18 protein-coding genes and 1 pseudogene are annotated in these 25620 nt (G+C 65.7%); 4 read left to right on the top strand and 15 right to left on the bottom strand.

Going from position 1 to position 25620, the window contains the following annotated elements; translation table 11 throughout:
- Nucleotides 1–52: 52 nt before the first annotated feature.
- From K368_RS0106900 to K368_RS0106885, 4 genes are all read right to left on the bottom strand, one after another.
- Nucleotides 53–1459 (bottom strand): amidase, encoded by a 1407-nt coding sequence (locus tag K368_RS0106900; RefSeq protein ID WP_027171753.1) that lies wholly within the window; start codon nt 1457–1459, stop codon nt 53–55.
- 114 nt (nt 1460–1573) lie between these two features.
- The gene (locus K368_RS0106895) at nt 1574–2257 is read right to left on the bottom strand and encodes a type 1 glutamine amidotransferase domain-containing protein (protein WP_027171752.1); all 684 of its coding nucleotides are present in this window, start codon (nt 2255–2257) and stop codon (nt 1574–1576) included.
- Nucleotides 2258–2359: 102 nt separating this feature from the next.
- On the bottom strand, nt 2360–2590 hold the full coding sequence (locus K368_RS26525) for a hypothetical protein (RefSeq protein ID WP_155935041.1): 231 nt from the start codon (nt 2588–2590) through the stop codon (nt 2360–2362).
- A 131-nt stretch (nt 2591–2721) separates the two neighbouring features.
- Nucleotides 2722–3324 carry a TetR/AcrR family transcriptional regulator gene (locus K368_RS0106885; RefSeq protein WP_027171751.1) on the bottom strand — a complete coding sequence of 201 codons (603 nt, stop codon included), beginning with the start codon at nt 3322–3324 and terminating at the stop codon, nt 2722–2724.
- A gap of 312 nt (nt 3325–3636) precedes the next feature.
- Here K368_RS0106885 and K368_RS0106880 point away from each other — a divergent pair, with 312 nt between their 5' ends.
- Nucleotides 3637–4269, top strand: coding sequence for a tyrosine-type recombinase/integrase (locus K368_RS0106880; protein WP_027171750.1), 633 nt, complete (start codon nt 3637–3639; stop codon nt 4267–4269).
- 485 nt (nt 4270–4754) lie between these two features.
- On the opposite strand, the gene K368_RS0106875 is transcribed toward K368_RS0106880, so the two are convergent.
- From K368_RS0106875 to K368_RS0106850, 6 genes are all read right to left on the bottom strand, one after another.
- Nucleotides 4755–7190, bottom strand: coding sequence for a PAS domain S-box protein (locus K368_RS0106875; RefSeq protein ID WP_027171749.1), 2436 nt, complete (start codon nt 7188–7190; stop codon nt 4755–4757).
- Nucleotides 7191–7423: 233 nt separating this feature from the next.
- Nucleotides 7424–9322: an ATP-binding protein gene (locus K368_RS0106870; RefSeq protein ID WP_027171748.1), complete on the bottom strand. Its 1899-nt coding sequence runs from the start codon at nt 9320–9322 to the stop codon at nt 7424–7426.
- Entirely contained in the window at nt 9319–10323 is a 1005-nt protein-coding gene (locus K368_RS0106865; protein WP_027171747.1) for an ATP-binding SpoIIE family protein phosphatase, read from the bottom strand. The genes K368_RS0106870 and K368_RS0106865 overlap by 4 nt, the downstream gene beginning before the upstream one ends.
- 2 nt (nt 10324–10325) lie before the next feature.
- Complete coding sequence (locus tag K368_RS0106860; RefSeq protein ID WP_027171746.1) at nt 10326–10724, bottom strand: anti-sigma regulatory factor; 399 nt, start codon at nt 10722–10724, stop codon at nt 10326–10328.
- Nucleotides 10711–11112: an STAS domain-containing protein gene (locus tag K368_RS0106855; RefSeq protein WP_027171745.1), complete on the bottom strand. Its 402-nt coding sequence runs from the start codon at nt 11110–11112 to the stop codon at nt 10711–10713. The genes K368_RS0106860 and K368_RS0106855 overlap by 14 nt, the downstream gene beginning before the upstream one ends.
- A 4-nt stretch (nt 11113–11116) precedes the next feature.
- Nucleotides 11117–11989, bottom strand: coding sequence for an STAS domain-containing protein (locus tag K368_RS0106850; RefSeq protein WP_245259669.1), 873 nt, complete (start codon nt 11987–11989; stop codon nt 11117–11119).
- A gap of 259 nt (nt 11990–12248) precedes the next feature.
- On the opposite strand from K368_RS0106850, the gene K368_RS24115 reads away from it, so the two are divergent.
- Together K368_RS24115 and K368_RS25525 are read left to right on the top strand one after the other, a co-directional pair.
- A complete protein-coding gene (locus tag K368_RS24115) occupies nt 12249–14210 on the top strand; it encodes a response regulator (RefSeq protein ID WP_051439792.1) in 1962 nt (653 codons plus the stop codon).
- A gap of 420 nt (nt 14211–14630) precedes the next feature.
- A complete protein-coding gene (locus tag K368_RS25525; protein WP_051439791.1) occupies nt 14631–17903 on the top strand; it encodes a GAF domain-containing protein in 3273 nt (1090 codons plus the stop codon).
- Between the two features lie 96 nt (nt 17904–17999).
- On the opposite strand, the gene K368_RS0106835 is transcribed toward K368_RS25525, so the two are convergent.
- From K368_RS0106835 to K368_RS0106825, 3 genes are all read right to left on the bottom strand, one after another.
- Nucleotides 18000–19019: an HWE histidine kinase domain-containing protein gene (locus K368_RS0106835; protein ID WP_036266038.1), complete on the bottom strand. Its 1020-nt coding sequence runs from the start codon at nt 19017–19019 to the stop codon at nt 18000–18002.
- A 484-nt stretch (nt 19020–19503) separates the two neighbouring features.
- Nucleotides 19504–19920: an ester cyclase gene (locus tag K368_RS0106830; RefSeq protein WP_027171742.1), complete on the bottom strand. Its 417-nt coding sequence runs from the start codon at nt 19918–19920 to the stop codon at nt 19504–19506.
- Between the two features lie 160 nt (nt 19921–20080).
- Nucleotides 20081–22243 (bottom strand): molybdopterin oxidoreductase family protein, encoded by a 2163-nt coding sequence (locus K368_RS0106825; protein ID WP_027171741.1) that lies wholly within the window; start codon nt 22241–22243, stop codon nt 20081–20083.
- 238 nt (nt 22244–22481) lie between these two features.
- On the opposite strand from K368_RS0106825, the gene K368_RS24105 reads away from it, so the two are divergent.
- Complete coding sequence (locus tag K368_RS24105; RefSeq protein ID WP_051439790.1) at nt 22482–23969, top strand: PLP-dependent aminotransferase family protein; 1488 nt, start codon at nt 22482–22484, stop codon at nt 23967–23969.
- 532 nt (nt 23970–24501) lie between these two features.
- Here K368_RS24105 and K368_RS25520 read toward each other — a convergent pair.
- Nucleotides 24502–24996, bottom strand: a complete 495-nt coding sequence (locus tag K368_RS25520; RefSeq protein WP_051439789.1) for a helix-turn-helix domain-containing protein — start codon at nt 24994–24996, stop codon at nt 24502–24504.
- A 171-nt stretch (nt 24997–25167) separates the two neighbouring features.
- A pseudogene (locus tag K368_RS27010) lies at nt 25168–25620 on the bottom strand (hypothetical protein); the annotation flags it as partial.

Raw genomic sequence — 25620 nt, 5'->3', positions numbered from 1 at the left:
CGGGTGGCGATCGATATCGCCACCCGCTTAGAGATCGCCGACAGTTTTCCGGTCAGAGGCTCGGGTGAAGTCCGCGTACCGGGCTCACGCTCTCCAGCACCGAGGCGGCATGCAGGATCGTGGTCTCCGCCTGCCAGCTGCCCACCAACTGCACGTTGATGGGCAAGCCCTCGCGGCTCGTCCCAAAGCGCATCGACAGGCCCGGCAGGCCGGTCACGTTCAGCGGAACGGTCGCGCCCTGAAGGTAGGTCAGGTCGACGGTCTCACCGTTGACGACGAGTTCGCTGATGCCGTGCTTGTGCGCCGGGACGGGCAGCACCGGGGTCAGGAGGACGTCGTGGTCCCGGAAGTAGGCGGCATAGCCATCCCGGAGCCGCTCCGCCGCCTGCTCCGCCGCGATGTAATCCTCCACCGACGTGTCGGGTAGCGACAGCATGGTCTTGGCCATCTTGTACATCTGGTCCTCATGCCCGGCGGTGGCCTCGCGGAAGGCCAGCTTCATCTCCATGACGTGAAGCTTGTTGAACACCTCTAGGGCGAAGTCGCGCTCCAGGGCCGGGATGCGGACCTCCTCTACCTGGTGACCCTCGCCCTTGAGAGCCTCGGCCGCTGCCTTGACGGTCGCCACGACCTCCGTGTCGATGGGGCCGAAGCCCGGCCCGACCATCCAGCCGACGCGGAGCTTGCGGCCCGACGCGGCGCCCACGCCCGCGTCGAACTGGACAGTGCTCGTCGAGAAGGCGTCCAGGCCGTCGGGTCCGGAAAGCTGCGAGAAGACCAACGCGAGGTCGCGGATCGAGCGTGCCATCGGGCCGACGTGCCAGAAGCGGCGCGGTGCGCGCGGCCAGATGCCGGTCATCGGCACTCGCCCGTGGGTGGCTTTCAGCGAAACGATGCCAGTCTGGGCGGCCGGGCCGCGCACCGAGATGGCGAGGTCGGTGCCGAGGCCCAGGGGCGACATGCCCGCCGCGATGGCTGCCGACTCGCCGCCGCTCGACCCACCCGGAGTGCGCTCAAGGTTCCATGGGTTGTTCGAGCGGCCGGAGAGCAGGTTGTCGCTCTCGATCCAATAGGAGAACTCGGGAAGGTTGGTCTTGGCGAGCAGGATGCCGCCGGCCTTCTTCATGCGAGCAACGCTGGTCGCGTCGGCGTCGGGTGTGCGGCCCTTGAAGATGGGCGAGCCGCGCTGGGTCATCACGCCAGCGGTGTCGATGGAGTCCTTCACCGTGAAGGGTACGCCGTGCAGGGGCCCGAGCTCCTCGCCGGCCATGATCGCGGCTTCGGCTTCCTTCGCGGCCTTGAGCGCACCTTCGTTGACGGTGACGATGGCGTTGACCTTGGGGTCGACCGCCGCGATGCGGTCGAGATGCGCCTTAACGACCTCGACCGGCGAAACTTGCCGGGTGCGGATCAACTCGGCCAGTCCGGTGGCGTCCGAGAAAATGATATCGGTGGTCATGGGTTGGAATCCTTCGAGGTCGCCGATGCGGGCGGATCGCCCTGGCTTGGCCGGGCGACGAACATGGGCTGAGCGGGCGGTCGGGTGCGGGCGCCGTAAGGGGCACCCGCGTCCTCAGCGGTTCGCGAGGCGTGCGACGAGATGCTCGGCGGCAGGGCTGGACGAGGCCGGATTCTGGCCGGTGATGAGCAGGCCATCAGTCACGACGAAGGGTCCCCAGTCGACACCCTTGGTGTAGAGGCCGCCGTTCCGCTTGAGCTCGTCCTCGACCAGGAACGGAACCACCTGGGTGAGGCCGACGGCCTCCTCCTCGGTGTTCGTGAAGCCGGTGACGTTCCGGCCTTCGACGAGGGACTTCCCGCCGGCCGCCTTGGCATGGCGCAGGACGCCGGGGGCGTGACAGACCAGGGCGAGGGGCTTGCCGGCGCCGAGCGTCGTCTCGATCAGCCTGATCGAGGCGGGGTCCTCGGCGAGGTCCCAGAGAGGCCCGTGACCGCCGGGGTAGAAGACGGCGTCGAAGTCCTCATGGCCGACGGCGTCGAGCCGGCCCGTCTCGGCCAGCACCGTCATGGCCGCCGCGTCGGCTTCGAAGCGGCGCGTCGTGTCGGTCTGGAAGCTCGGCTCGGCGCTCTTCGGATCGAGGGGCGGACGGCCGCCCTTGGGCGACACCAGGACCACCTCCGCATCCGCATCCTTGAACACGTAGTAGGGGGCCGCGAGCTCCTCCAGCCAGAAGCCGGTCTTCCGGCCGGTGTCGCCGAGGCGGTCGTGCGAGGTCAGAACCATCAGGATCTTCATCGTCGTTCTCCGGGTCTTTCGCTTGGGTGAGGGGGACGTCTTGGGTGTCGGGCAGTTCGCCGGGGTCGTGCTCGTCGCCGGCTTGGGGAAGGCGGGCCGGCGCTATTGCGCCTTCGCCTTGCGTCCCGCGGCCGGGTCGCGCGTCGGCGCCGCTTGCGGGGGGCGGAACTGCGGGTTCGCGCCGCGGACCTCCTCGAACCGGGCCATGCGGACTGCGCCGATGGTCTCCAGGGTGATCCGCTCCTGCGCCGTCGCTTCCGGCATGGTCAGGAGCGCCATCAGCCCGGCAGCGGGAAGTGTCGCGGCTACAGACGTCTTCGTGTGGTGGGGCATGGATTTTCTCCGTCTGGGTTCTGTTCGCCGCCCTGCCCGAGAAGACTGTTGGCTTCTAATTTGAGTAGACCGGTCGTCTCGATCTTGGGCGTGATAGAAGGTTAGTCTCGGCAACGTTGGAACGCGGTGGGTTAGTGCGACGCGAGGCCGAGGATGCGCCGGGTCGTCCCCATCGCGGCCTCGAACGGTGCGTCGGTCCGGACGATCTTGGCCATCAGGCTCGCACCGAGCCAGACATGGTACAGGTCCTCGGCGGTCGTATGCGACTCGCTCTCGATCTTGAGCGAGCCCTCCGCCACGCCCGCCGCGATGGATCGCGACAGCCGTTCGATGATCGCGGCCGTGCCGCCCTTGAGGGCGCGGCGCATCGGTTCGGACAGGTCCGAGACCTCCGCCGCAAGCTTCACCGCGAGGCACTTGCGCTGGTAGTCAATACTGCCCTGCGTGGCCTGCCATTTGCGCCAGTAGTTCATTAAGCGCTCGGCATGCCTCAGTCCCGGCTCCGCAAGCGTCGTGTCGAGGTCGGCGAGATAGGTTTCGAAGTAGTCCGCCAGGAGGGCCTCGCCGAAAGCCTCCTTGGAGCCGAAGTAGTGGTAGAACGACCCCTTGGGCACGCCGGCCGACGTCAGGATCTCGTTGAGCCCAACCCCGGAGAACCCCTTCGCGCCGACGAGGCCGTAGGCGGTGTCGAGGATCCCCTGGCGGGTGTCGGTATGTGCGGTGACGCGTGCCATGACGATGAGATAGGTCTAATTAGACCGGTCGTCTAGGGGGCGGGTTGCGTTTATTTCGTCGGAGGGATCACGGGGATACGCCAGGCATTTTCGCGGCCTGCAGACGTCACCGTGGCACGTGTCATCGCTGGTGTCCGTTTTAAAGATGCGTGCGCATCGCCGGCTTCGACCAAATCGGGTCGGACGCAGCAGGGCTGTATTTTAAGCTTGGCAGCTGCGTGGCACACATCCCGAACGTCTAATTGGTGATGCGCAGGCTACGTTCGCAGCACCCCTTCTCTCGGCCGGCAGCGGCCGGTTGGGAGATGAGAAATGGGACATTCAGAGCACGACCCAGCCTTCAAGAACCGCCGACCATGGAACGCAGGACGGAAGCTCGGCGCCAAACGCGCGCTCAAACCACAACAGGTTTGGGCCATCCGTTTCTGGCTCGACGGAGAGCGGCGTGTACGCGACCGGGCCATGTTCGACCTCGCTATCGACAGCAAGTTGCGCCGTTGTGACATCGTCAAATTGAAGATCGGCGAGCTCGTCAGCGGCGGGCACGTACGAGCGCGCGTCATTGTCGTTCAGCGAAAGACTGGGTCGCCCGTGCAATTCGAACTGCTCGAACCAGCACGTACCAGCATTCTGACTTGGCTGAAGTGCCGAGGGGGCGGGCTTGACGATTACGCCTTTCCCAGCCGGATCGACCACGAGGCGCACATAAGCACCCGGCAGTACGCCCGCCTGGTAGATGAATGGGTGACGGGCATAGGACTACGGCGCGAGGACTACGGTACCCATTCTCTACGCCGAACAAAGGCGGCATTGATCTACAAGCGAACCGGCAACTTACGCGCAGTGCAGATTCTGCTCGGGCATACGAAGATCGAAAGCACGGTACGCTACCTCGGCGTGGACGTTGAAGACGCGCTCGCTCTGGCAGAAGCGACCGAAATCTGAAAGCCGGCCTCCTCGGCGGCAACGTTGAGGGGGCCATTCAGACTTTACAACCGCAGCGCGTCCAATGTCGTCGTCAAACTGCCATTTGACTGTCTCGAATATAGACTTTCATGGACTGACCCAGCCTTTCTGCACCGGGTGGTTATGCGACGGTCTGCTTTCAGGCTGAGTGTTTAAAAAGCGGACGCTGAATAGCGCCGAGGCAAACATCCGTAAGTGCCGACATGCAACCTTGTAGGCACACATCGTCGGAAACCTTGAAAGTCTTATCGACGCCCTATGGTCAGGTCGGGCTCCTTGGCACCCGATGGTTTCTCCCTAGAAGATCGAAAGGGAACGCGGTGAGGACTCTGGCCTGAAGCCGCGGCTGCCCCGCCGTCGTCCACAACAGGGTCCTCGATGCCGGCACGCATCTCCTCGTAAAGCCGTTCGGGATCGCCCAACTCGCCGCCAAGACGCGATGCGTCCTCGATGGCTGAGGCGCGTCAGCGGCGGATGCCGCGTGCCGTCACGGTCCGGCGTTCCACGGCCAGCCGCAGGATGCGGGACAGGTCGGCCACAGAGTACGGCTTGCGGAGGAGCTCGAACCCGTGCGTGCCGTGCTCGGCGAGGACGTGGCTGTAGCCCGATGCCAGCACCACCGGCATGTCGGGCATCCGACGTCGGATCTCCTCGGCGAGCTCGATGCCGTTCATGCCGGGCATCACCACGTCCGAGAACACGATCTCAAACCGGTTCGGGGCTTTCCCGAGCTCGACCAAAGCCTTCTCGGCGTCGGTCGCCCAGACGGTCCTGTACCCGAGCTCGGTCAACGCCTGGGACGCGAAGGCCCCGACCTCGTGGTTGTCCTCGACCAGGAGCACGCCGGTGCCGTGACCGTCCGCCAGCGTCTCGGGCTCGATCTCCTCGCCGGCGACGACGGCCTTTCCGGCGGCCCGCGGCAGGTACAGGGTGAAGGTGGTGCCGTGGCCCAACCGACTCTCCGCGACGATCTCGCCGCCCGATTGCTTGGCGAAGCCGAACACCTGGGACAGCCCGAGGCCGGTCCCCTGCCCGACGACCTTGGTGGTGAAGAACGGCTCGAAGATCCGCTCCAGGTCGTGATCGGCGATGCCTGCGCCAGTGTCGGTGATAGACACGGCCACGAAGTCGCCGTGCCGGGCCGGATGCGCCCTCACGGATGGCACCTTCTCCGCCGGCCGGACCCGGATCGTCAGCCGGCCCTCGCCGTCCATCGCGTCGCGGGCGTTGACGACCATGTTCACCAGCGCGGTGTCGAACTGGCTCGGGTCGGCGTCGATCAGGCAGGGGTGCTCCCGCCCCTGCGCATCGCGGAACAGCTCAATGACGGTCTCGACCTGGATGCGGGCGCCGGTCAGCGTGCGCACCATATCGGCGACCGAGCCGACGCCGCGCCCGACGTCGAACACCTCGGGCTGCAGGGCTTGGCGCCGGGCGAAAGCCAGCAACTGCCCGGTCAGCTTGGCGGCGCGGGCCACCGTGTCGGAGATGGCGTCGACGTAGCGGGTACGGCGCTCTTCAGGCAGGTTCGGACGCTTGAGCAGGTCGGTGGACGACTTGATGACGGTCAGCAGGTTGTTGAAGTCATGCGCCACGCCCCCGGTGAGCTGCCCCACCGCCTCCAGCTTCTGCGACTGGCGAAGCTGCTCCTCCAGCGCCTTGCGCTCTGTGACGTCACGCCCGACCGCGTAGAAGTGGTCGCCCCGGGGGTAGGCGTGCCACGAGATCCAACGCACCCCGCCGTCCTTCGTGACGAGGCGCACGTCGAGGGCGTGGAGATCGAGGCCATTGACGAGGTCGTCGAAAACGCCGTCGACCGTAGCGCGGTCCTCGGGCGCGATGAAGCGGCCGAACTCGGCGCCGACGAGCTCCTCGGCCGACCAGCCGAGCGTCTCCGTCCAGGCTGGGTTCACGGCCCGATAGCGACCGTCGAAGCCGCAGACGAGGAACAGGTCGCGGCTGGTGCGCCAGACCATGTCGCGCTCGTCGGTGCGTTCGCGGGCGGTCGTCTCCAGCCGGCTCTCGATCTCCCGGCGGTGGGTGATGTCGTTGAACAGGACCGCCACGCGTCGACGGGCGGGGTCGCCGATCCGGAGGGCATGGACGTCGAACCAGCGGCCCATGGCGACGGCGCCGCTCTCGAATCGTATCGGATCGCCGGTGGTCGCCACCCGCCCGTACGCGTCGTGCCACGACTGTTCCAGGCCGGGGACGGCCTCGCTCACCCAGCGTCCGGTGATGTCCTTGAGCCCGGTCTGCGCCTCGAAGGCGGGGTTCACCTCGACGAAGCGGTAATCGACCGCCTTGCCCGAGGCGTCGAAGCGCATCTCGACGATGCAGAATCCGGCGTCGATGGCCTCGAACAGCGTCCGGTAGCGCGTCTCGCTCTCGGCGAGGAGGCTTTCCTCCGTGCGGAAGCGGGTCACGTCGAGTTGGCTGGCGAAGAAGTATTGGAGGTTGCCCTCCGCGTCGTAGACCGGGCTGACGTAGAGCTCGTTGCGGAACGGCGTGCCGTCCCGGTGGTAGTTCAGGATCTCGACGACCACGTCCCGGCGCGCCGCGATGGCGTCGCGCACCTTGGCGACGTCGGCCGGGTCGGTGTCGAGACCCTGCAGGAAGCGGCAGTTCTTCCCGATCAGGTCCTCGGCTCCGTAGCCGCAAAGCTCCTGGAATGCCCGGTTGGCGAAGACGATGGGGTTGTCGGGCAGGTTCGGGTCGGTGACGATCTGCGGCATGCGGGTTTTCTCCGCAGCCGTGAACAGCAGGTCGGTCCCGGCCGCAGAGGTGCGCTCGCTCCCGGTCGGAACGTGCATGTGGCTCTCGTTCCGCTGCCGTAGCCGGGCGTTCTCCGCTTCCGACTCAGCGAGACGCCGACGGAGTTCCGCGATCTCAGCTTCCATGCCCACCTGTCCCGACCTTGCGCCGCCCTACGCCTGGCCGCCCCCCGCTCCGGAACCGCCACCGAACCACTTCGCTCGCTCCCGACCGGGGAGACCTGGAGGTTCCGTACCGGGGACATCTCTGGCTGCGCCCGACCATGGAAGCGTTGCGACGCCGACGTAGCGTGCGCACGGAACCAGTCTAGCCACGGAATGCCACATGCGGCATGGGCCGTCCCCCATCATCGGCGGCGCTAACCCGCGGACGGTGCGGATGCGACGATGAGCCGACGCAAGGCCCGGCCGATCTGCGCGGCGGAGTACGGCTTGTGCAACAATTCGAATCCGTGGCTCTCCCCGTGCGTCAGGACGTGGCTGTAGCCGGATGCCAGCAGGATCGGCAGGCCCGGAATGCGGGTCCTCAGGATCTTGGCAAGAGCGATGCCGCCCATCCCGGGCATGACCACGTCCGAGAACACCGCCCGGAAGCCGGCGCCGTCGTCGCCCAGTCGTTCGAGCGCCTCCTCGGCGTTGACGACCCACTCGGGCGCGTAGCCGAGGTCCTCCAGGATCTGGGCGCAGAACCGCCCGACCTCCAGGTTGTCCTCCACCAGGAGGATGGGTTGGCCCAGCCCCGCGGGCGACAGGTCGGCGTCCGGATCGACGACGGGTGCCTCGGCCGGCTCCGAGGTGACTTCGGGCAGGTAGAGGGTGAAGGTGGAGCCGATGCCCGTCTCGCTGGAGACGTCGACGTCGCCGCCCGACTGCTTAGCGAACCCGAACACCTGGCTCAGCCCGAGCCCGGTGCCCCGGCCGACCTCCTTGGTCGTGAAGAACGGCTCGAAGATGCGATGGAGGACATCGGGTGGGATGCCCGTGCCGGTATCCGTCAGCGAGACGGCCACGAACGGTCCCCGCGATCCGGCATGCCCCCGGATGGACGGCATGGCCTGTCCCGCGAGCACCCGCATCATCAGCGTCCCGTTGCCGTCCATGGCGTCGCGTGCGTTGACCGCGACGTTCACCAGGGCGGTCTCGAACTGGTTGACGTCGGCACGGACCAGGGCCGGCGCGTCCGACGCCTCGACCACCACGCGGATGCGCGCGCCGGTGACGGTGTCGACCATCCCGGCGACGTCCCGCAGGCGTTCCGAGAGGTCGAACACCTCCGGCTTCAACGATTGCCGGCGCGCGAAGGCGAGGAGTTGCCCGGTGAGCTTGGCGGCCCGGTCGACCGTGTCTGAGACCGCATCCATGTACCGCTTACGCCGGTCGTCGGGCAGGTCCGGGCGCCGCAGGAAGTCGACCGACGAGCGGATGATGGTCAGCAGGTTGTTAAAGTCATGCGCAACGCCGCCGGTGAGTTGCCCGACCGCCTCCAACTTCTGCGATTGACGCAGGTCCTGCTCCATCCGCTCGCGCTCGGCCGCCTCCGCAAGCAGGCTGGCGTTGGCCTGCGCGAGCTCCGCCGTCCTGGCCGCGACCTGCGTCTCAAGCGAGGCGCCGGACTTGCGCAGGAGCGTAGCCTGCGCCTCAAGCTCGGCGTGCAAGGCGACGACGCCCCGGTTGGTCTCGGCCAGCTCACGGTTCAGCCGCTGGGCCTCGTCCTGGCGCTCCGCGAGCTCAGCGAGACTGCGCAGGAGTTCTCGGTTTTGTTCGCGCAACGCCGAGGCCGGCTCGTCGGTCCGTGCGCGGCCGACCTCCTCGGCGATGGTGGACAGGGCGGGACCTGAGAAGGGCTTCTCGCCGAACGGCAGCCGCATCCCGAAGGTCACAACGGTACCCCGCCCAACGACGGATTCGATCTCGAACCGCTCCATCAGGCGGCGGGAGCCGGTGATGCCGATGCCGAGCCCGGTCGTTGATCGGTACCGTCCCTCCAGGATCTCGTCGAGGTGGGGGATGCCCGGTCCCCGGTCGACGATGCGGATCACGAGGGACTGGCGACCGTCCGCCAGGTCGAGACCATACTCGACCCGACCGCCGCCGGCGTAGCCATGGGCGTTGCGGGCGATCTCGGACACGGCGGTGGCGATCCGGGTCTGGTCCTGCACGCCGAAGCCGAGGTGCTCGGCGAGCCGGCGCACGCGCTGACGGACCGTGACGATGTCGTCCTCATGCTCGACCTGGCTGGCCAGAAGCGGCCATCTCATGCCGCTTCCCCCCGCACGACGAGCACGGTGGCATCGTCTCGGGCGCGGGCGAAGTCGCGATAGATCAGCCCGGCCACGAGCGACGGGTGTGCCGCCGCGATGCCGGGATAGGCGTCGAGGGTCCATCCGGTCGCGATCCCGTCCGAGCACAGGACGAAAAGATCATCGGGCCGCATCGGATAGACGAACTCCTGGATGCGCCGGGCCGCATGCCCTGCCGTTCCAGCGAGGCTGACGGTGCGTTTGGTCACCGTCGCGGCGACCACGGCGCCCCCGACGTTACCGACGCCCGCGAAGGTCAGGATGCCGACGTCGCGGTCGTAGCGCGCCACGGACACTGCCCCGCCCCGGGTGTGCCTGAGGCCCGCATGCACCGCGGTCAGGATGGCGCCGGGAGCGGCGTCCCAGTGGCGCACGAACACACGCATGGCTTCCTCGGATGCCTTCGCAGCCTCCGGTCCATGGCCGAGGCCGTCCGCGACGATGGCGGTCCAGCCGTCGGCGCGCTTGCGGATGCCGCAGGCGTCGCCGTTCGCGATCTCGCCCCTCAAGGGCACCGTCACGGCCCCGTAGGCCGGCAAGTCCGTCAGGGCGGTCGCGGCTGCCCGATGGGACCCGGAAAGGCGTGCGATCACGGCGGTGCCCGATCCCGGCCGCGTCGCGATGTCGAAGGCGTCCGAGAGGCGGCGCACCGCACCGAGGCCTTCGCCGGCGCTGCCGCCGGTGGAGTGGCCGTCGCGCATCGCGGAACCGAGGTCCGTGAAGCCGGGGCCCTTGTCGAGGGCGAGGATCTCCAGCCCCGCCCCGGTACTATCGTCGTAGGTGCCGACAAGGATCTCCCCCGGCACGCCGTACTTGACGATGTTGGTGGCGAGCTCGGTGACGACGATGGCGACCCGCCCGGCGGCGGTCTCGTCGAAGCCGTTGGTCTGGGCCACCGCCACCGCCCGCCGACGCGCCTCGGCGACTTGGCTCGTTTCCGTAACGGTAACCCGCTCCATGTTCACTTCCAGCGCACGACGGTCACGCGCGTGCCGACCCCGGGCGTTGACTCGATATGAAACTCGTTGGAGAGGCGCTTTGCTCCGCCCAGGCCGAGCCCGAGGCCGCCGCCAGAGGTGAAGTGGTCCGTCAGCGCCTGCTCGATGTCGGCGATGCCGGGTCCCTCGTCCTCGAACGTGAGGCGAAGCCCCTTGCGCGTCCCGGTCTGCACGACCTCCGCGCGGACATCCCCGCCGCCGCCGTAATCCAGGGTGTTGCGGGCGAGTTCGCTCGCCGCGGTCACGAACTTGGTCTGATCGACGAGGCCGAGACCGATCTCGATGCAGAGCGTGCGGACCCGCTGGCGCACGCGCACCACGTCGTCGCCCGAGCGTATTGGAAGGGTCTCAGCTTTCGTCACGGTCCCAGTCGCCCCCGTGACCCTCGCCCTCCTCGGCGATCCGCGACTGGATGATCGCCATGCCACGCTCGACGTTGAGCGCAGTCCGGATGCCGGTGAGTTCCAGCCCGAGTTCGACCAGCGTGATCGCGACCGCCGGGCGCATCCCGGCCACGACCGTTTCGGCGTCGAGGACGCGCGAGACCGCGGCGATGCTCACCAGCATGCGACCGATGAAGGAATCGACGATCTCCAGCGCCGAGATCTCGATGAGCACGCCGCGGGCGCCGGTGCGTGCGATCATCGCCGACAGGTCCTCCTCCAGGGCGATGGCGAGGCGGTCTTGCATGTCGACTTGGATGGTGACGATCAGGGCGCCACCCAGCTTAAGGATCGGGATGCGGTCCATAGGCTCAGCGGCGCTCTTCCGTCGACGCCGTCTGCTGGCGGACGATCTTGCGGCCGGTTCGCCTCAGGGCGACGGCGAACGCGTCCGCCAGGGTCGCCTTGGAGACGACGTTGAGCTCGACGCCCAAGTGCACCATCGTCTGGGCGATCTGCGGCCTGATGCCGGATACGATGCAGTCCGCGCCCATCAGCCGGGCGGCGGCCACGGTCTTAAGCAGGTGCTGCGCCACCAGCGTGTCGACGGTCGGTACCCCGGTGATGTCGATGATTGCGATCTCGGCCTCCTCATCGACGATGGCTTGGAGAAGGTTCTCCATCACGACGCCGGTGCGGGCACTGTCGAGGGTGCCGATTAAGGGTAGCGCTAGGATACCGTCCCACAGGCGTACCACCGGCGTAGAAAGCTCGGCGATCTCCTGCCCCTGTCGCCCGATCACCTCCTCGCGGCTCGCCAGGAACACCTCCATGGTCTGCAGCCCCAGCCGGTCGAGTATTTTTCCGGCCGCCAAGACGCTTGCCGCAAAGCCTGAATCGTCCGCGGCGGACATGCGCCGCAGTGCCTCAAAGATCGGCTCCTTGAGAGAGAAAACGAAATTGGCAGTGTCAGTAGGGGTGAACCCCTGGATCGCTCGCGAGCGCGAGATGTCGGCGAGGCTTTCGCGCAATGGAACGAAGTGTTCTCCGTCTGCGTCTAGCCCGCCCGAGACGATCGCGTTCCTGAGCTGACTGAAGACCGCCTTGGCCTGGGTCTGGAGCTCCGCCATGCGGATGCGGCCACTCTGCAAGGAAGTCCCCCCCTGGAGGGATGCGTTCCAGGCGTCGAGGATGGCGGCCTCGTCCTCCGTCAGCGTCCTTTTCAGGACCCCAGCCCCGTCCATGCTCATCAATTCTTCCTCGCGGTCATATTCGAGCTTCTACCCGGGTCCTCGGCATATCGAAAGCCGAAGGATAATCCGGAAAAGCGGACGCTCATCCCAGGGACGAGAGCGGTGGCTTTGCGTCAAAGGCGCTCGGCCAGCTCGGCCGAGAATGATCTCCGCAGCGGACTGCTTGCGCCCTTATTCGTTCCACTCCAGGGCAGGCAGTGGCGACGCCCGTTCGCTTTCCAAAGCACCTGGGTCGTGACACTCACTACCCATGAGCAGCTTGCACAAACTGATCGGGACGGTCGCCCTTCGACGTCCTTCACCGATCGTCGACTACGGCATCACGCTACTGTTCGTCGGTGCCATGACCTTCGTTCGGTTTCTTGCTCCGGCCTATGTCGCACCATTCCTGTTGTACATTCCGGTCCTCCTGGTCGTGAGCCTGGCTTTCGGCTGGCATGCAGGGACGCTGGCGCTGTCGTTGTCCACTCTGATCGCCGCGTGGTTCTACACGCGCGACAGGTTACTCGGTGGCGTCGACGTCGCCCTGCTGTGTCAGTACGTAGCGGTCGGCGCGACCATGGTGTGGGTCTGCCACGCCCTGCGCCGGTCCGTCGTGCAGAACGAAGCCACGCTGGAGCGGCTCAACGCAGCAAATCATATTCTCGTGGACAGAGAGGCGGCGTTGACCAGCGCCAATGCCGCGGCGGAGGCCGCCAAGGAAGCCGCCGAGCAGGCGAACACAGCGAAGAGCGATTTTCTGGCGAATATGAGCCATGAACTCCGCACCCCGCTTTCGGCAATCATCGGCTACAGCGAGATGATGGGGGAGGAGATCGCAGATGGCTGCGAGGCGTCGGACCTCGTGGCCGATATTGGAAAGGTCGAGCGCAACGCCCGTCATCTGCTCGGACTCATCAACGACGTGCTGGACCTCTCTAAGGTCGAGAGCGGCAAGATGGAGGTCTACGTCGAGGATTTCGCGGTGGAGGACATGCTGCGCGACGTTGCGGGTTCGGTGGCGACGCTGGTTGGCAAGAAGGGTAACACCCTGGAGATGCGGCTCGCGCCCGGGCTGGGCCGGATGCATTCCGACCTGACCAAGACGCGGCAGGTGCTCTTCAATTTCCTGAGCAACGCAGCCAAGTTCACAGAGAGCGGGACGATCACCCTCGCCGCCTCGCGCATGACGGATGTCTCGGGCGTCGACCGGCTTTCGTTCTCCGTCGCGGATTCAGGAATTGGTATGACAGCTGAGCAGGTGTCGCGCCTGTTCCGGCGTTTCGAGCAGGCCGATGCCTCTACGACGCGCAACTTCGGCGGTACGGGGCTTGGCCTTTCGCTCACGCGTGCCTTCGCCGACATGCTCGTGGGGACCGTCACGGTGTCCAGCGTGCCTGGTCAGGGAAGTACCTTCACGTTCACCGTGCCGGCGACCTTCGTTCCACCCGTCGACGATCAAGCCTCGCCCGATCCAGACGTCGTCGCCGACGACGGCGTGGGAGACGATGTCATCCTGGTCATCGACGACGATACGGACCAGCTCGCGCTCACCACGCGCTTCCTGCATCGCGAAGGCTTCCGAGTTCAGACAGCCACGAACGGCAGGGCCGGGCTCGATCTCGCTCGAAGGCTACGGCCGCGGGCGATCCTGTTGGACGTGATGATGCCGGGTGTGGACGGTTGGTCAGTGCTGAGCCAGATCAAGTCGGACGAAATGCTGGCGCCGATCCCGGTCGTGATGGTCACGTCCGTCGATCAGCGCAATCTCGCAGCGTCGCTCGGCGCCGCAGACTACATGCTGAAACCGGTCAACTGGGCGCGGTTTGGCAAGATCGTCAACCAGTTCAGGTTGGCTGAGACGGACCGGCGCGGCACCGTGCTGCTAGTCGAGGACGAGGCCGTAACCCGCATGGCGATGCGCTCCACCCTGGAGGAGGACGGCTGGTCGGTCGTGGAAGCCGCGAACGGCGAGGAAGGCCTGCAGCACGCAGGGAATACCAGGCCGGACGTCGTGATCGTGGACCTGAACATGCCCATCCTAGACGGCTTCGGCTTTCTAGAGGGCGTTCGAGCCCTGCCCGGCTGCTCGGACATCCCAGTGATCGTGCTGACGGGGCGAGAATTCTCGTCGGAGGACCGGAGCAAGCTTCGCGGCGCGAGCCAGATCCTCAATCGCGGCGATTTCGCATCGGCGAGTTTGGCTGAAAGGCTGAAGGGTCTCTCAGCATGAGAAAGGCGAACCCGGCTAGCAGCGTCAGTATCGTGCCCTCTCTAATGTCCGATTTGAAGAATAAAAGTCGGAGGCCTGAACGACCGCGTCGGGTCGGCACCCGTCTGTCCGTTCTACGACCGGGTCGGGTGGGTTTCCGTCAGTCTGCTTCTGGGCAGCACCGGATGGAAGCTGACGTTGTAATTGTACCTGCTCCCAACTCTCAACAGACCATCCGAAATTCGTCACTTAGGGAAGCGAGACGACACCCAATTTCGTTCGGATTGGACGGTACTCTCCGCGGGTCGATGTCTATCATACATACGCCCCCTGCCTACCGGATGTGTGCTAAGGCTGATCGCAGCTTCGTCGGCCATGCTTCGGGACCAGCCATCGAACACGCGCGGGGCATCCCGGAGAGAGGAAATTGAACCGCCGGTGATGACCACCGATCCGCTTATTGCGCCCGACGTTCAAGACCCCGGTCGCCTCGCAGCTCTCGACGCCTACGACATCCTCGACACCGCGCCCGAGAAGGGGTTCGACGACGTCGTCCTGCTCGCACGCAACATCTGCGGCACACCCGTCGCCCTTGTGAGCCTCGTCGCCGGCAATCGCCAATGGTTCAAGGCCCGCATCGGCTTCCCCGATTGTGAGACCGACCTGAACGCCTCAGTCTGCGCGCACGTCCTCGCCGAACTCGACCTCCTCGTGATCCCGGACCTGACAAAGGACACACGCACCCGGGGGAACCCCCTCGTGACCGGTGGTCCCCGCATCCGCTTCTACGCCGGGGCGCCCTTGCGTACCCCGGAAGGCAAGGTTCTAGGCAGCCTTTGCGTCATAGACAGGAAGCCAAGGCCCGGCGGGCTGACTCATGTCCAAGTCGAATCCCTGCGCGCTCTCGCTGGACAGGTCATGGCGCAGATGGAACTGCGACGGGCCTTAGCCAGCCAGCGTCGGGTCGTCGAGCAGCGCGACGGTCTGATCCGCACGCAGGCCGAGGTGACTGCTGCTCGCGGCGACATAACAGCCATCCTCGACGCCCTCGCGAACGGCGCTCTGGACGCGGTCCGGCATGCCGAAGGGGCCGTTATCGAGATGCTCGAGGGCGACGAACTCGTCTATCGCGCCTCAAAGGGCACTCTTCTCCGACATGCCGGGTTGCGAGTTCCCCTCAAGGGTAGCCTCGCTGGAGCCTGCCTCCTGGGGAACGAGCCGAGCCTGGTACCCGACGTACTGGTCGATGCCAGGGTGAAGCGCGACCTGATCGAGGTTTTACACCTACGCTCCTGCGTGCTGATCCCGGTGCGACGCGCCGGCCAGCCCGTCGGTGTCCTCAAGCTGCAGTCGAGCCGCCCCGATGCGTTCACCGAGGCCGACCTACGGCTGGCGCAACTCTTCGCTGCCACCGTTTCGGCGGGGCTGTCGGAGGCCGGGGAGGCCGCAGCCAACCTGGAGGCCGCCCGGAGCGAGCGCCGTCGCAAGGCGGTGTTCGATAGCGCCGTCGATTACGCCATCATCCTGCGTGACCTCGACGCCAACGTGACCGACTGGAACGAGGGCGCCACCGCCATTCTTGGTTGGCGTCCCGAGGAGATGATCGGAAAGCCCACCCACGCCTTCTACACCCCGGAGGACCGCAGGGCGGGCGTCCCGGAACAAGAGATGCGCGACGCCCTCGCCGAGGGACGTGCCAGCGACGAGCGATGGCATCTGAAGCGGGACGGCACCCGCTTCTGGGCAAACGGCGAGCTGATGGTCTTGCGTGACGAGGACGGCGCCGCCATCGGCTTCATGAAGATCCTGCGGGATCGCACCGAACAACGGCTCGGCTTCGAGCGGCTGCGCGAGACCGAGGATCGCCTTCGGCGCGCCCAAGAAGCCGGGGGCGTGGGCATGTTCCACGTCGATGCCGAAGGCATGCTGTACCCGACACCGGAGTTCTGCCGTCTCTACGGCCTGCCCGAGCGCGAGGCGTATCCGTCCACCGCCTTCGAGCGATTGGTCATCCCCGAGGATGCACAGTTCGTCTCGACCGCCGACTCCCGCGCCAGCGGCGAGGCCCCGCGCGATGTCGAGTATCGCATCCGAAGGCCTGACACCGGCGAGATCCGCTGGATCGCCCGTCGTGGCGAGTTGGAGCATGACGGGGCGGGGCGCCTTGTCCGGTTCGCCGGGGTGTCACGCGACATCACCGAGCAGCGCATGGCCCGGGAGGCGTTGGCCGAGAGCGAGCGTCATTGGCGCGGTCTTTTCGAGCGTCTTCGCGAGGGCTTCATCCTCGGCCGCGTGATCCGCGACGCCCGCGGACAGGTGACCGACTGGCGCTACGAGGAGGTCAACCGGGCCTGGGGCGAACTCGTCGGTGTGGCGAGCGACAGCGTGGTGGGCCGCACGATCCGCGAGGTTTTCCCGGGGATCGAGGACGAGTGGGTCCGGGAATTCGCCGACGTGGTCGGGACGGGCCGCTCCGCCACCTTCACCCGCCAGGTTGGGACCCTGGATCGTTGGTACGAAGGCCGAGTGCACAAGCTCACTGACGACACCTTCGCCGTGCTTTTCCTGGAGGTGACCGAGCGGTTCCTTGCCGAACGTGCCCGCGAGGCGGAGGAGCGGCGCAAGTCCGCACTGTTGGAGCTCGGCGACCGCCTGCGCGACCTCATGCGCATCCCCGAAATGACCCTGATGGCGGCCGGCGTGGTTGGTCGGACGCTGAAGGCTGGGCGGGTCGGGTTCGGACGCCTCGACGTCGCCGCGGACGATGTCGTCGTGGAACCGGACTGGACCGCCCCGGGACTGAGCAGCATCGCCGGCAGGCACCGCTTCGAGGATTACGGCGACCTGCGTTCCGACCTGATGGAGGGCGAGGCGGTCGTCGTGTCGAACGTGGCCACGGACCCACGCACCGCCGCGAACCTAAAAGCCCTGCAGGCCATCGACATTGCCAGCTTGATCAACATGCCGGTGCTTGAACGTGGGCGTACCGTGGCCCTGCTCTTCGTCCATGACTGCTTCCCGCGGCACTGGACCCCGGAGGAGCTCGCCTTCCTGCGCGCTGTGGCCGACCGGGTCGAGGCGGCGGTGGCGCGCGTCCGTGCCGAGGAGCAGCAACAACTCCTGAACCACGAGCTTTCTCACCGAATGAAGAACACGCTGGCCATGGTGCAGGCCATCGCGACCCAGACACTTCGCGGCGCAAGCGACATCGAGTCAGCCAAGGAGGTCCTGGTCGCCCGCCTCCTCGCCCTCGGCAAGGCGCACGACATCCTGATGAACGGCGAGGGCGAGAGTCAGACCACCGACATCCGCACCGTGGTTCAGAATGCCCTCACCTTGCACGACGACCCCGAGCGACGTCGCTTCGATCTAGAGGGGCCGGTCGTACCATGTGGTTCGCACGCTGCCCTCTCCCTGGCGCTGATGGTGCATGAGCTTGCCACCAACGCCGCCAAGTACGGTGCCCTCAGCGTACCGGAAGGCCGCATTGCGCTGACCTGGAGCATCGATGCCGAGGCTGGCACGGTCCATTTAGACTGGCAGGAGAACGGTGGGCCGACGGTCGTCGCCCCGACACGCATCGGCTTCGGCTCGCGGCTCATCGAGCGTGGGCTGGCTGGAGCGGTCGGTGGGCAGGTCGAACTCCGGTACCCACCGGAAGGGGTGTGCTGCACCCTGGTCGCGCCGCTCTCGGGCTTCGTGTCAGGGAACTGAACGGTCCTCTCTGTCCCGCTCGCCCAATCCTGAGGGGCCGGGACAGAGGTCCGGCACACACGGCAAGGCGACCACCTACCGTAGCCGACTGGCTTTCTACGACTTTGCGAGCGGGACACGGACTTCGATACGAAGGCCATCGGCCTGGAAGGCGACATCGACCTTGGCCGCCGCCTGGGCCGTCAGGATCCTTTTGAGGACCCGCGTGCCGAACCCCTCGTGGGTCGGAAGGCTCGGCGGTGGTCCATCGTGCTCGTTCCAGAGCCAGATCAGGCACGGCCCGTCCGTTTCATCCTCGACGGTCCAATTCACCACGACCCGTCCCCCCGGGTGGGCCAGCGCACCGTGCCGAAGAGCGTTGGTGGTCAACTCATGCAAGGCCATACCGACCGGAACCGCAAGCTGGGAGAACAGCATCAGGGCTGGCCCCCGAAGCGTGATCCGGCCATTTTCGTTGTAGGGGTCGAGCTCGGCCTTCAGCAATCCCTCGAAGGAAGCGACCTGCGCCTCGTCCTCCGTGATCAGGGCGTGGGTTCGCGCGAGCGAGATGATCCGGCCGCTAAAGGCCCGACCGAACTCTGCCATCGAGAGGGATGAGCGTAGGGTCGCGTTGAGGACGGCCTGCACCGTCGCCAGGGTGTTTTTCACACGGTGGTGGAGCTCCCGCACCATCATCGCCTGTCGGTCCTCGAAGGCCCGACGTTCGGTCACGTCACGCTGTACCGAGACCCAGTGCGTGATGACCTCGTCCACATCGTGGACCGGGGTGATCAGCCACTCGACCACGTAGGTCGACCCGTCCTTGCGATAGTTAAGCGCCTCGCCCTGGAAGGACTTCCCGACCGTCAACGCATCGTGCATCCGTTCGATCATGGCGCGGTCGGTTCCCGAGCCTTGCAGCAAGCGCGGGCTGCGCCCGATGACCTCGTACGTCTCGTAACCCGAGAGTCGGGTGAAGGCGGGGTTCGCGTAGACGATCCTCGGTCCGTCCTCCTGAACGTCGGCGTCGGTGATGAGAATGGCCTCGCCGGTCGCCTCGACCGCTGCCTTCAGCAGACGCAAATCGACCCCACCAAGCCGTTCGGCATCCTGCCTCGCCGCGCACGTTGTCTCCATTATGGTCACGTGGGCGCGACTTTCCGTTGGGACTGGAACTGGGTCGGGATGTAGGCCGACACCGTGGGTCAACAGTGAATAAGTTCCTCGGTTGCAATCAGGATGTTGGCGGCGTTCAGCATGCCAGCCGGCCCTCATAAATGGGACACGACATGCTGATCGTAGGGCCGCCCGTGAAGCGACTGCTTCAGGCTGCAGATGGAGCCTCTCAATGATGTGACACGCTACATCAGAAAGATTTCATTGCTTCGCTATTAAGTAGAACCCAAGCCTACGTCCGCTTTTGGGATGCGCCCGCAGCCACTCGTACGACTAGGTTGGGTCGGCACCCGACGGTCGGCTCTACGGCTGGGTGGGGGTTTTGGGCCCTCCCGCTTACGCACCAGCCACAAGGAAAGCTGCCGCTTGCTTATGCGGCTTGAGCGCTAACAGATGGCGGCCTCGTTACACTCCTTTTGGAAGACGGGGCGCGCAACTTTAAGAGCTATGCCCAGCCAAGCTCCCTTACGGCCTGAGCGTCGTTCCAGATTTTCGTCATCCCAACGATCCTGTCGCCATCGAACTGCATGACGTAGACGTAGTCGGTCGATGTGCTTTTGCCCGTCGGTGGGCAGGGACCGCCTTCCCCGGTATGGGTTCCGTGGAAGATACCGTATGCCGCTACGTTCCGGCACTCCTCGTCCGTGGCGAAGGATTTCACCTCGTACCGACCGTCGGGGATGAAGGTCAGAAGCTCCTTCATCCACTCCGTATAGTCCCGTAGCGAGGTGATGCCGGCCAAGGCGTCGGCCTGGGCCGAAAAGGTCGCGTCAGTGGTGCAATAGCGCTCGCAAGCCTCCCAGCCACCACCCGTCTCGCATGCGTCGAAGAAGGCCTTCGCAATTGTCGTGATGTCGCTCATGTCGGGGTCATTCCTTTACCGTCGCTTTGGACGCCGCCAGTCGCGGATGCCCGTCCGGGGACATCCCGCATAAAGGCTCGCGTCGTAAGCCTTCATCAAACGGAGCAAATTCGCAGACGCAGGCACCCTCGGACGGATGCCTGCGTGGAACATCGTTCTGCTAGTTCGCCCGGGCGACCTCGACGAGGTTGTCCGAGAACGACGGAGCGTGGCCCATGTCGGTGAAGGCCCCCGACGAGATGCTGTTGACCGTGCCCTCGTTGAGCTGACGCCAGTAGCCGAGCGTCGCGACCACGATGCCCGCCTTCACGTCCTCGGTGATGCGCGCCACGCCCTTGAAGGCGCCGCGGTCATTGGCAACCTGAACCTTGTCGCCGTCCCTGATACCGCGGGTGTCGGCGTCGGCTTGGTTGATCATCACGAACTGCTCTCCCTGGCCCTTCTGCTTGTCTTCCATGTTCGCGTAGCAGGAGTTCAGGAAGTAGTGGCTCTTGGGCGAGACGATGTTGAGCGGGAAGCGCTTGGCCAGTTCAGGGTCGTTGGTGTGGGACTCGCGCGGGCCGAGATAGTCGGGTAGCGGATCGAGCGCTTCGCCGGGCTGGAAGCCCTCGTACATCTGCCGGAACGGTGGCGCGACGAAGTTCGTGGCGCCCTCGACCATGAACATGCACTTCCCAGTGGGCGTCGGGAAGTTGCCTTCCTTGTGAGGGGCACGGTCGTCCGGCGTGCCGACTTTGAGGCGTGCGAAGCCGTGCTCGCGCATGTACTGGAGGTCGATGCCTTCGCAGGCCGGCGCGTTCCAGTCGACATAGTGCTCCAGGCACTCCGTGTCGGTCCACTTGAAGTTCTCTTCCTCAAAACCGAGCCGGGCGGCGAGCTGGCGGAATATCTCGTTGTTCGGGATCGCCTCGCCGGGTGCGTCCGCGCATTTGGTGTTGTACGTCAGGTAGAGGTGACCCCAGGAGAGGATCATATCCTCCATCTCCGCCCCCATCGTCGCCGGGAGCAGGATGTCGGCGTAGGACGCGGTGTCCGAGATGAAGTGCTCGGCCGAGACCATGAACAGGTCCTCGCGCATCAGCCCCTCGACGATCTTGTCGGTCTCGGGCGCCTGTGTGACCGGGTTCGAGTTCCAGCACATCATCGACATGATGGGCGGGTCGAGCTTCATCTCCCCGGTCAGCGCGCGTCCGATCTGCAGGTTCGAGACGACGCGTGTGCCCTCTGGGATCAGGTCGGGCCGGCACATCACGTCGAACTTGTAGGGATGCTCCCACACGCCGAATTGCGTGACGCCGCCGCCGACATGGCGCCACGCTCCCGTCAGGGCCGGGATGGATGATACCGCCCGGATGGTCTGGCCGCCGCCGTAATGCCGCTCCAGCGCCACGCCCATGCGGATACCCACCGGCTGCTCGGTCGCCATCTCGCGGGCAAGCTTGCGGATGTCCTCGGCTGGGACGCCGGTGATTTCGGCAGCCCATTCGGGCGTGCGGGTGCTGGCCCGCTCCTTCAGCTCTTCGAAGCCAACCGTGTAATTGTCGACGTAGTCCTGGTCGACGAGGCCCTGTTCGATGATTGAGTTGATCAGCGCCATGGCCAGCGCGCCGTCCGTGCCGGGCTTCGGGGCGATGTGCCAGTCGGCCGCCTTGGCCGTGCGCGAGGCGTAGGTGTCGATGACTACGACCTTTGCACCCTTCTTCTGGGCGTCCTTGACTATGGCCCAGTGGTGCAAGTTCGTGCTGACGCTGTTGCAGGCCCAGATGACGATGTATTTCGAGTGGATATAGCTGTCCGGGTCGAGCCCCGCCGTTGGGCCGACGGTGAGGAGCCAAGCCGTGCATGAGCCCTCGCCGCAAAAGGTGCGCTCCGTCACCGTGGCGCCCATGCGGTTGAAGAAGGCGTCGCCGCCGTTCAGCCCGTGCACGAGGCCCTGGTTGCCGAGGTAGCTATAGGGCGCGATGGCTTCGGGGCCGTACTGGTCGATGATCGCCTTCCAGCGCGTGACGATGGTGTCGAGCGCCTCGTCCCAGGTGATGCGCTCGAACTGCTTCGATCCCTTCGGCCCGACCCGCTTCATTGGATAGAGCAGCCGGTCCGGATGGTAGTGGCGCTTCTCGTAGTCCTTCAGCTTCACGCACAGACCGCCCCGGGTCATTGGGTGGTCCGGGTTGCCGCGTACGCCGAGCAGCTCCCCGTCCTTGACCTCGAACAGCATCGAGCACGTGTCCGGGCAATCGTGCGGGCATCCGCCGAAGAAGGTCTCGGTTAGGCTCTCGGCCTGGGCCACGAGCAGGGAGTCGGGCTTGACGATCTCGTTCATGTTTCCTCCACGACCGAGCGTCCTGCCTTATTTTTCTGGCAGGCCGGCCCGGTGAGTCAGCAGAATGCACTTAAGTGCAAACAATTCCAAGTTTTGGTCCGGCGGAAGGGCCAAAAGAGTGCGGCGCCATGGTACCAACCGTTTTGTCGCGGATGAACGATGTGCCTCCTGACCTGGATCGTGGTGGCCTGGGCGGGGTACGCCCGGGGAAGGGTCGATCTCGTGCAGGATGCAACGTTTGGAACTGACGCTCACTCTGGACGCCAAATCCGAGAAACCGCTCCAGGCGCAGGTGTTCGACCAGGTTCGGGAGATCATCCTGGACGGTCAGATCAAGGCCGGCATGGCACTGCCTCCGAGCCGCCTGCTGGCGGAGCGACTTCGGGTGTCCCGCAACACGGTGATGCTAGCCTATGAACGCCTTGCGGCGGAGGGCTACGTCAGGGCTCGCGGCACGGCGGGCCTGTTCGTGGAGCCGATCCCACCGGATAGTCTCCTCCTGATCCAACAGGGCAGTCGTTCCCTCACGAACGGCCCGGTGCCGGACGCGTCGAGCGAGCCCCTGCTCTGCTTCGCCGGCTCGCCCGGCGGCGGTGGTGACCGGTCCGAACTCGATTTCTGGGTCGGGCGGTCCGATCCGGCCGGGTTTCCGCTGGCCATCTGGCGCCGGATCGTGACGCGGCTCCTGGCGCGGGAAACGGCCTACCTCACCGATTACTGCGATCCGGCCGGCCCCCCGGATTTGCGCATGGCCATCAGCACGCACCTACGCCGCGCCAGAGCGGTGGCTGTGACCAAGGATCAGGTCATCGTGACCACGGGTGGGCAGGACGCCCTCAACCTCGTGTTCAACCTGCTGAAGGGACACACGCGGCAACTCTGCATCGAGAACCCCTGCTACCTCGGAGCCTCGCTGATCTTCAGGAACGCCGGCCTGGAGATCCATCCGGTTCCGTTCGACGGCGAGGGGCTGCGAACGGACCTCCTGCTGACCGCCAAAGGCAGCCTGCTCTACGTTACGCCGTCGCACCAGTTCCCCACCGGAGCCACCATGCCTCTGACGCGGCGCCTGGCCCTGCTGCGATGGGCGGAGGAAACCAACAGCTACATCGTCGAGGACGATTACGACAGCGACTTCCGGTACGACGGGCCGCCGCTGACGGCCCTGGCCGGTCTCGACGGAGGCCGACGCGTCTTCTACGCCGGAACGTTCTCGAAGTCCGTGGGCGCCGGCCTGCGCATCGGCTTCGCCACGGTCCCGCGCATGTTCTGGGACGAGGCGCGGATGCTGAAAGCACGGATGAGCAACGGCCAGGCCTGGCTTGAGCAGGCCGCGCTCGCCGCCTTCATCGACGAGGGGCACTTCGACCGGCACCTGCGCCGCCTGAGGCAGGTCTACAAGGCGCGGCGGGACTGCCTCGTCGGGGCGCTGCGCAAGACGTTCGACGGGGCCGTCGTCCTCGGCGGCGAGAGCGGCCTCCACCTGGTCTGGCGCCTTCCGTCCGGCTTTCCGCCCGCCCGGCAGATCCAGCTTCTCGCACGCGAGCAGGGCATCGGGGTCTACGCCCTTTCGAGCGGGGCCGCCTACGATTTCGACCCCGGGGCACGGGACGACATGTTGGTCTTCGGATACTCTTCGCTCAACGAAACGCAGATCGAGGCAGCAGTCGGCGCGTTGCAGCGGATATTGCTTGGGCAAGCAGACCGCGGCGAAAGCACGGTTTGAGTCTGCTTTAGAGCACCCAACGAGATCGCTTCTTCGCCGTAGTTGGATCGAGTCCGGCTGGTCTGCTCTACGACTGGGTCGGGTGGATTTTTGTCGTTCCGCTTTCGGGCGGCAATGCATGGAAGCAGACGTCGTCTCCGCTGCCGCTGGCGACCCCTAGCCGACTCTCGGAACGTCCGCTCCGTGGCTGGTGAGGTGAAGACCGACGATCAGGTTGGGTAGATTTTTGCCAGTCTGTTCTTGGGCAAGGAACGCCTTTGGCGGGCATCGTCCAAGGCTTCGTCGGACTCCCACTCGAAAGCTTAGATCAATGTGCGGAAGAAGCAGCCACCGCCGAACGGCGCCGATCTAATGGGCAAACCTGATGAGGTCTTCAGGTTTTGCGTAGCCACTTCCAAACATGTTGCTCTGTCCCCTGAGGGCCGATCCGCTAGTGCTGCGCCCGACCACGTTGGGTCGGGACACATCTCTATGCCATTGTCTTGCCACGCTCTTTTTTGCCGAACCGGCATCCACTCCGGCGGAGAGCGCTCTAGGGCTCCCGAAGCTTAGTGCGCCACGCCTGAGGGGAGATGCCGTAGAGGTTGCGGAAGCTGCGACTGAGCACGGAGATGCTGCTGAAGGCAAAAACTTCGGCCAACGCGCCGATGGTACGCATCTCTAGGGGATCGGCAAGCGCGTCGCGTACCGCCCTCAGGCGCTCATGCCGCACGAATTGCATCACGCCCCCCTCCGGTTCGAATAGCCGATAGAGCGTGGCCCGCGAGACCTGCATCTGTCCAGCGATGAACCCAGGCGACAGATCAGGCCGCGATAGGTTCGCCAGCACGATCCTCTTGGCCAGCGTCATCGGCCCACCGTCGAGTTTGCAAGTATGCAGCGTGTCCGTGGCCTGCGAAGCATCAGGCGGACAGCGCTGGAGGGCGATGAACGAATCGGTGACAAATGGAGCCTCGGCACCGTGTACCGTCGGCAACTGGGGATGGATGCCCAAAGAGGGGGCGGCGAGCGTGGCGACTGAACTCAACGGGCGAGATCCTTTTGCAACCCGCCCGTTTGGCGGAGGCCAGTTCCCAGTAGGCGTCTGCGAAGCGCTAGAAGACCACCGGAGGGATACGTTGCCGGCGTGGTCCACAGCTCTGAGTGTCGAAAGCGCCCTGGCCGAACCCGGATGGTCCGGCCAGGGCCTGTTGAGGGTTCAAGCAATGAGGAAGTCGAGGCGCGTCAGCGTCGTTTGGTCGTGGTTGTCGATGACGGCGAACTGGATCGCCTTGGCGGCGGTACCGCTGCCATCGGCATCGTAGGACACGGCACCGGTTTCGTGATCGTAGATGATGCGGTCGGTGGAATCGACTTTGGCACCGGCCACACCCAGATCCTTGAACGCCGAGGCCAGGAGATCGCCGCCCGAGAGCGCTGCGAAGACGCTCTTCGAGAGCTGGATCGTGTCGTCCACGACCGAGAAATCGGTGATGTGGTCGACGTTGGTGGTGCCGAGCTTCGTGTTGAAGACGAAGGTGTCCTTGCCCGCCAGACCCGTCAGCGTATCCGCCCCGAGGCCGCCATCGAGATGGTTGGCGCCGGCATTGCCTTTGAGGACGTTGGCGAGCGTGTTGCCGGTGGCGTTGAGGTTGCCGGTGCCGGTCAGCGT

The organism is Methylobacterium sp. 10, assembly GCF_000519085.1.
In the GTDB taxonomy this organism is placed as follows: Bacteria; Pseudomonadota; Alphaproteobacteria; order Rhizobiales; family Beijerinckiaceae; genus Methylobacterium.
This window is presented reverse-complemented; position numbering and strand designations above follow the sequence as displayed.

Bases quoted from the DNA above. Each gene is read 5' to 3' on its own strand.
- K368_RS0106900 (WP_027171753.1), bottom strand. From the start codon at position 1,459: ATGACCACCGATATCATTTTCTCGGACGCCACCGGACTGGCCGAGTTG.
- K368_RS0106895 (WP_027171752.1), bottom strand. From the start codon at position 2,257: ATGAAGATCCTGATGGTTCTGACCTCGCACGACCGCCTCGGCGACACC.
- K368_RS26525 (WP_155935041.1), bottom strand. From the start codon at position 2,590: ATGCCCCACCACACGAAGACGTCTGTAGCCGCGACACTTCCCGCTGCC.
- K368_RS0106885 (WP_027171751.1), bottom strand. From the start codon at position 3,324: ATGGCACGCGTCACCGCACATACCGACACCCGCCAGGGGATCCTCGAC.
- K368_RS0106880 (WP_027171750.1), top strand. From the start codon at position 3,637: ATGGGACATTCAGAGCACGACCCAGCCTTCAAGAACCGCCGACCATGG.
- K368_RS0106875 (WP_027171749.1), bottom strand. From the start codon at position 7,190: ATGGAAGCTGAGATCGCGGAACTCCGTCGGCGTCTCGCTGAGTCGGAA.
- K368_RS0106870 (WP_027171748.1), bottom strand. From the start codon at position 9,322: ATGAGATGGCCGCTTCTGGCCAGCCAGGTCGAGCATGAGGACGACATC.
- K368_RS0106865 (WP_027171747.1), bottom strand. From the start codon at position 10,323: ATGGAGCGGGTTACCGTTACGGAAACGAGCCAAGTCGCCGAGGCGCGT.
- K368_RS0106855 (WP_027171745.1), bottom strand. From the start codon at position 11,112: ATGGACCGCATCCCGATCCTTAAGCTGGGTGGCGCCCTGATCGTCACC.
- K368_RS0106850 (WP_245259669.1), bottom strand. From the start codon at position 11,989: ATGGACGGGGCTGGGGTCCTGAAAAGGACGCTGACGGAGGACGAGGCC.
- K368_RS24115 (WP_051439792.1), top strand. From the start codon at position 12,249: ATGAGCAGCTTGCACAAACTGATCGGGACGGTCGCCCTTCGACGTCCT.
- K368_RS25525 (WP_051439791.1), top strand. From the start codon at position 14,631: ATGACCACCGATCCGCTTATTGCGCCCGACGTTCAAGACCCCGGTCGC.
- K368_RS0106835 (WP_036266038.1), bottom strand. From the start codon at position 19,019: ATGGAGACAACGTGCGCGGCGAGGCAGGATGCCGAACGGCTTGGTGGG.
- K368_RS0106830 (WP_027171742.1), bottom strand. From the start codon at position 19,920: ATGAGCGACATCACGACAATTGCGAAGGCCTTCTTCGACGCATGCGAG.
- K368_RS0106825 (WP_027171741.1), bottom strand. From the start codon at position 22,243: ATGAACGAGATCGTCAAGCCCGACTCCCTGCTCGTGGCCCAGGCCGAG.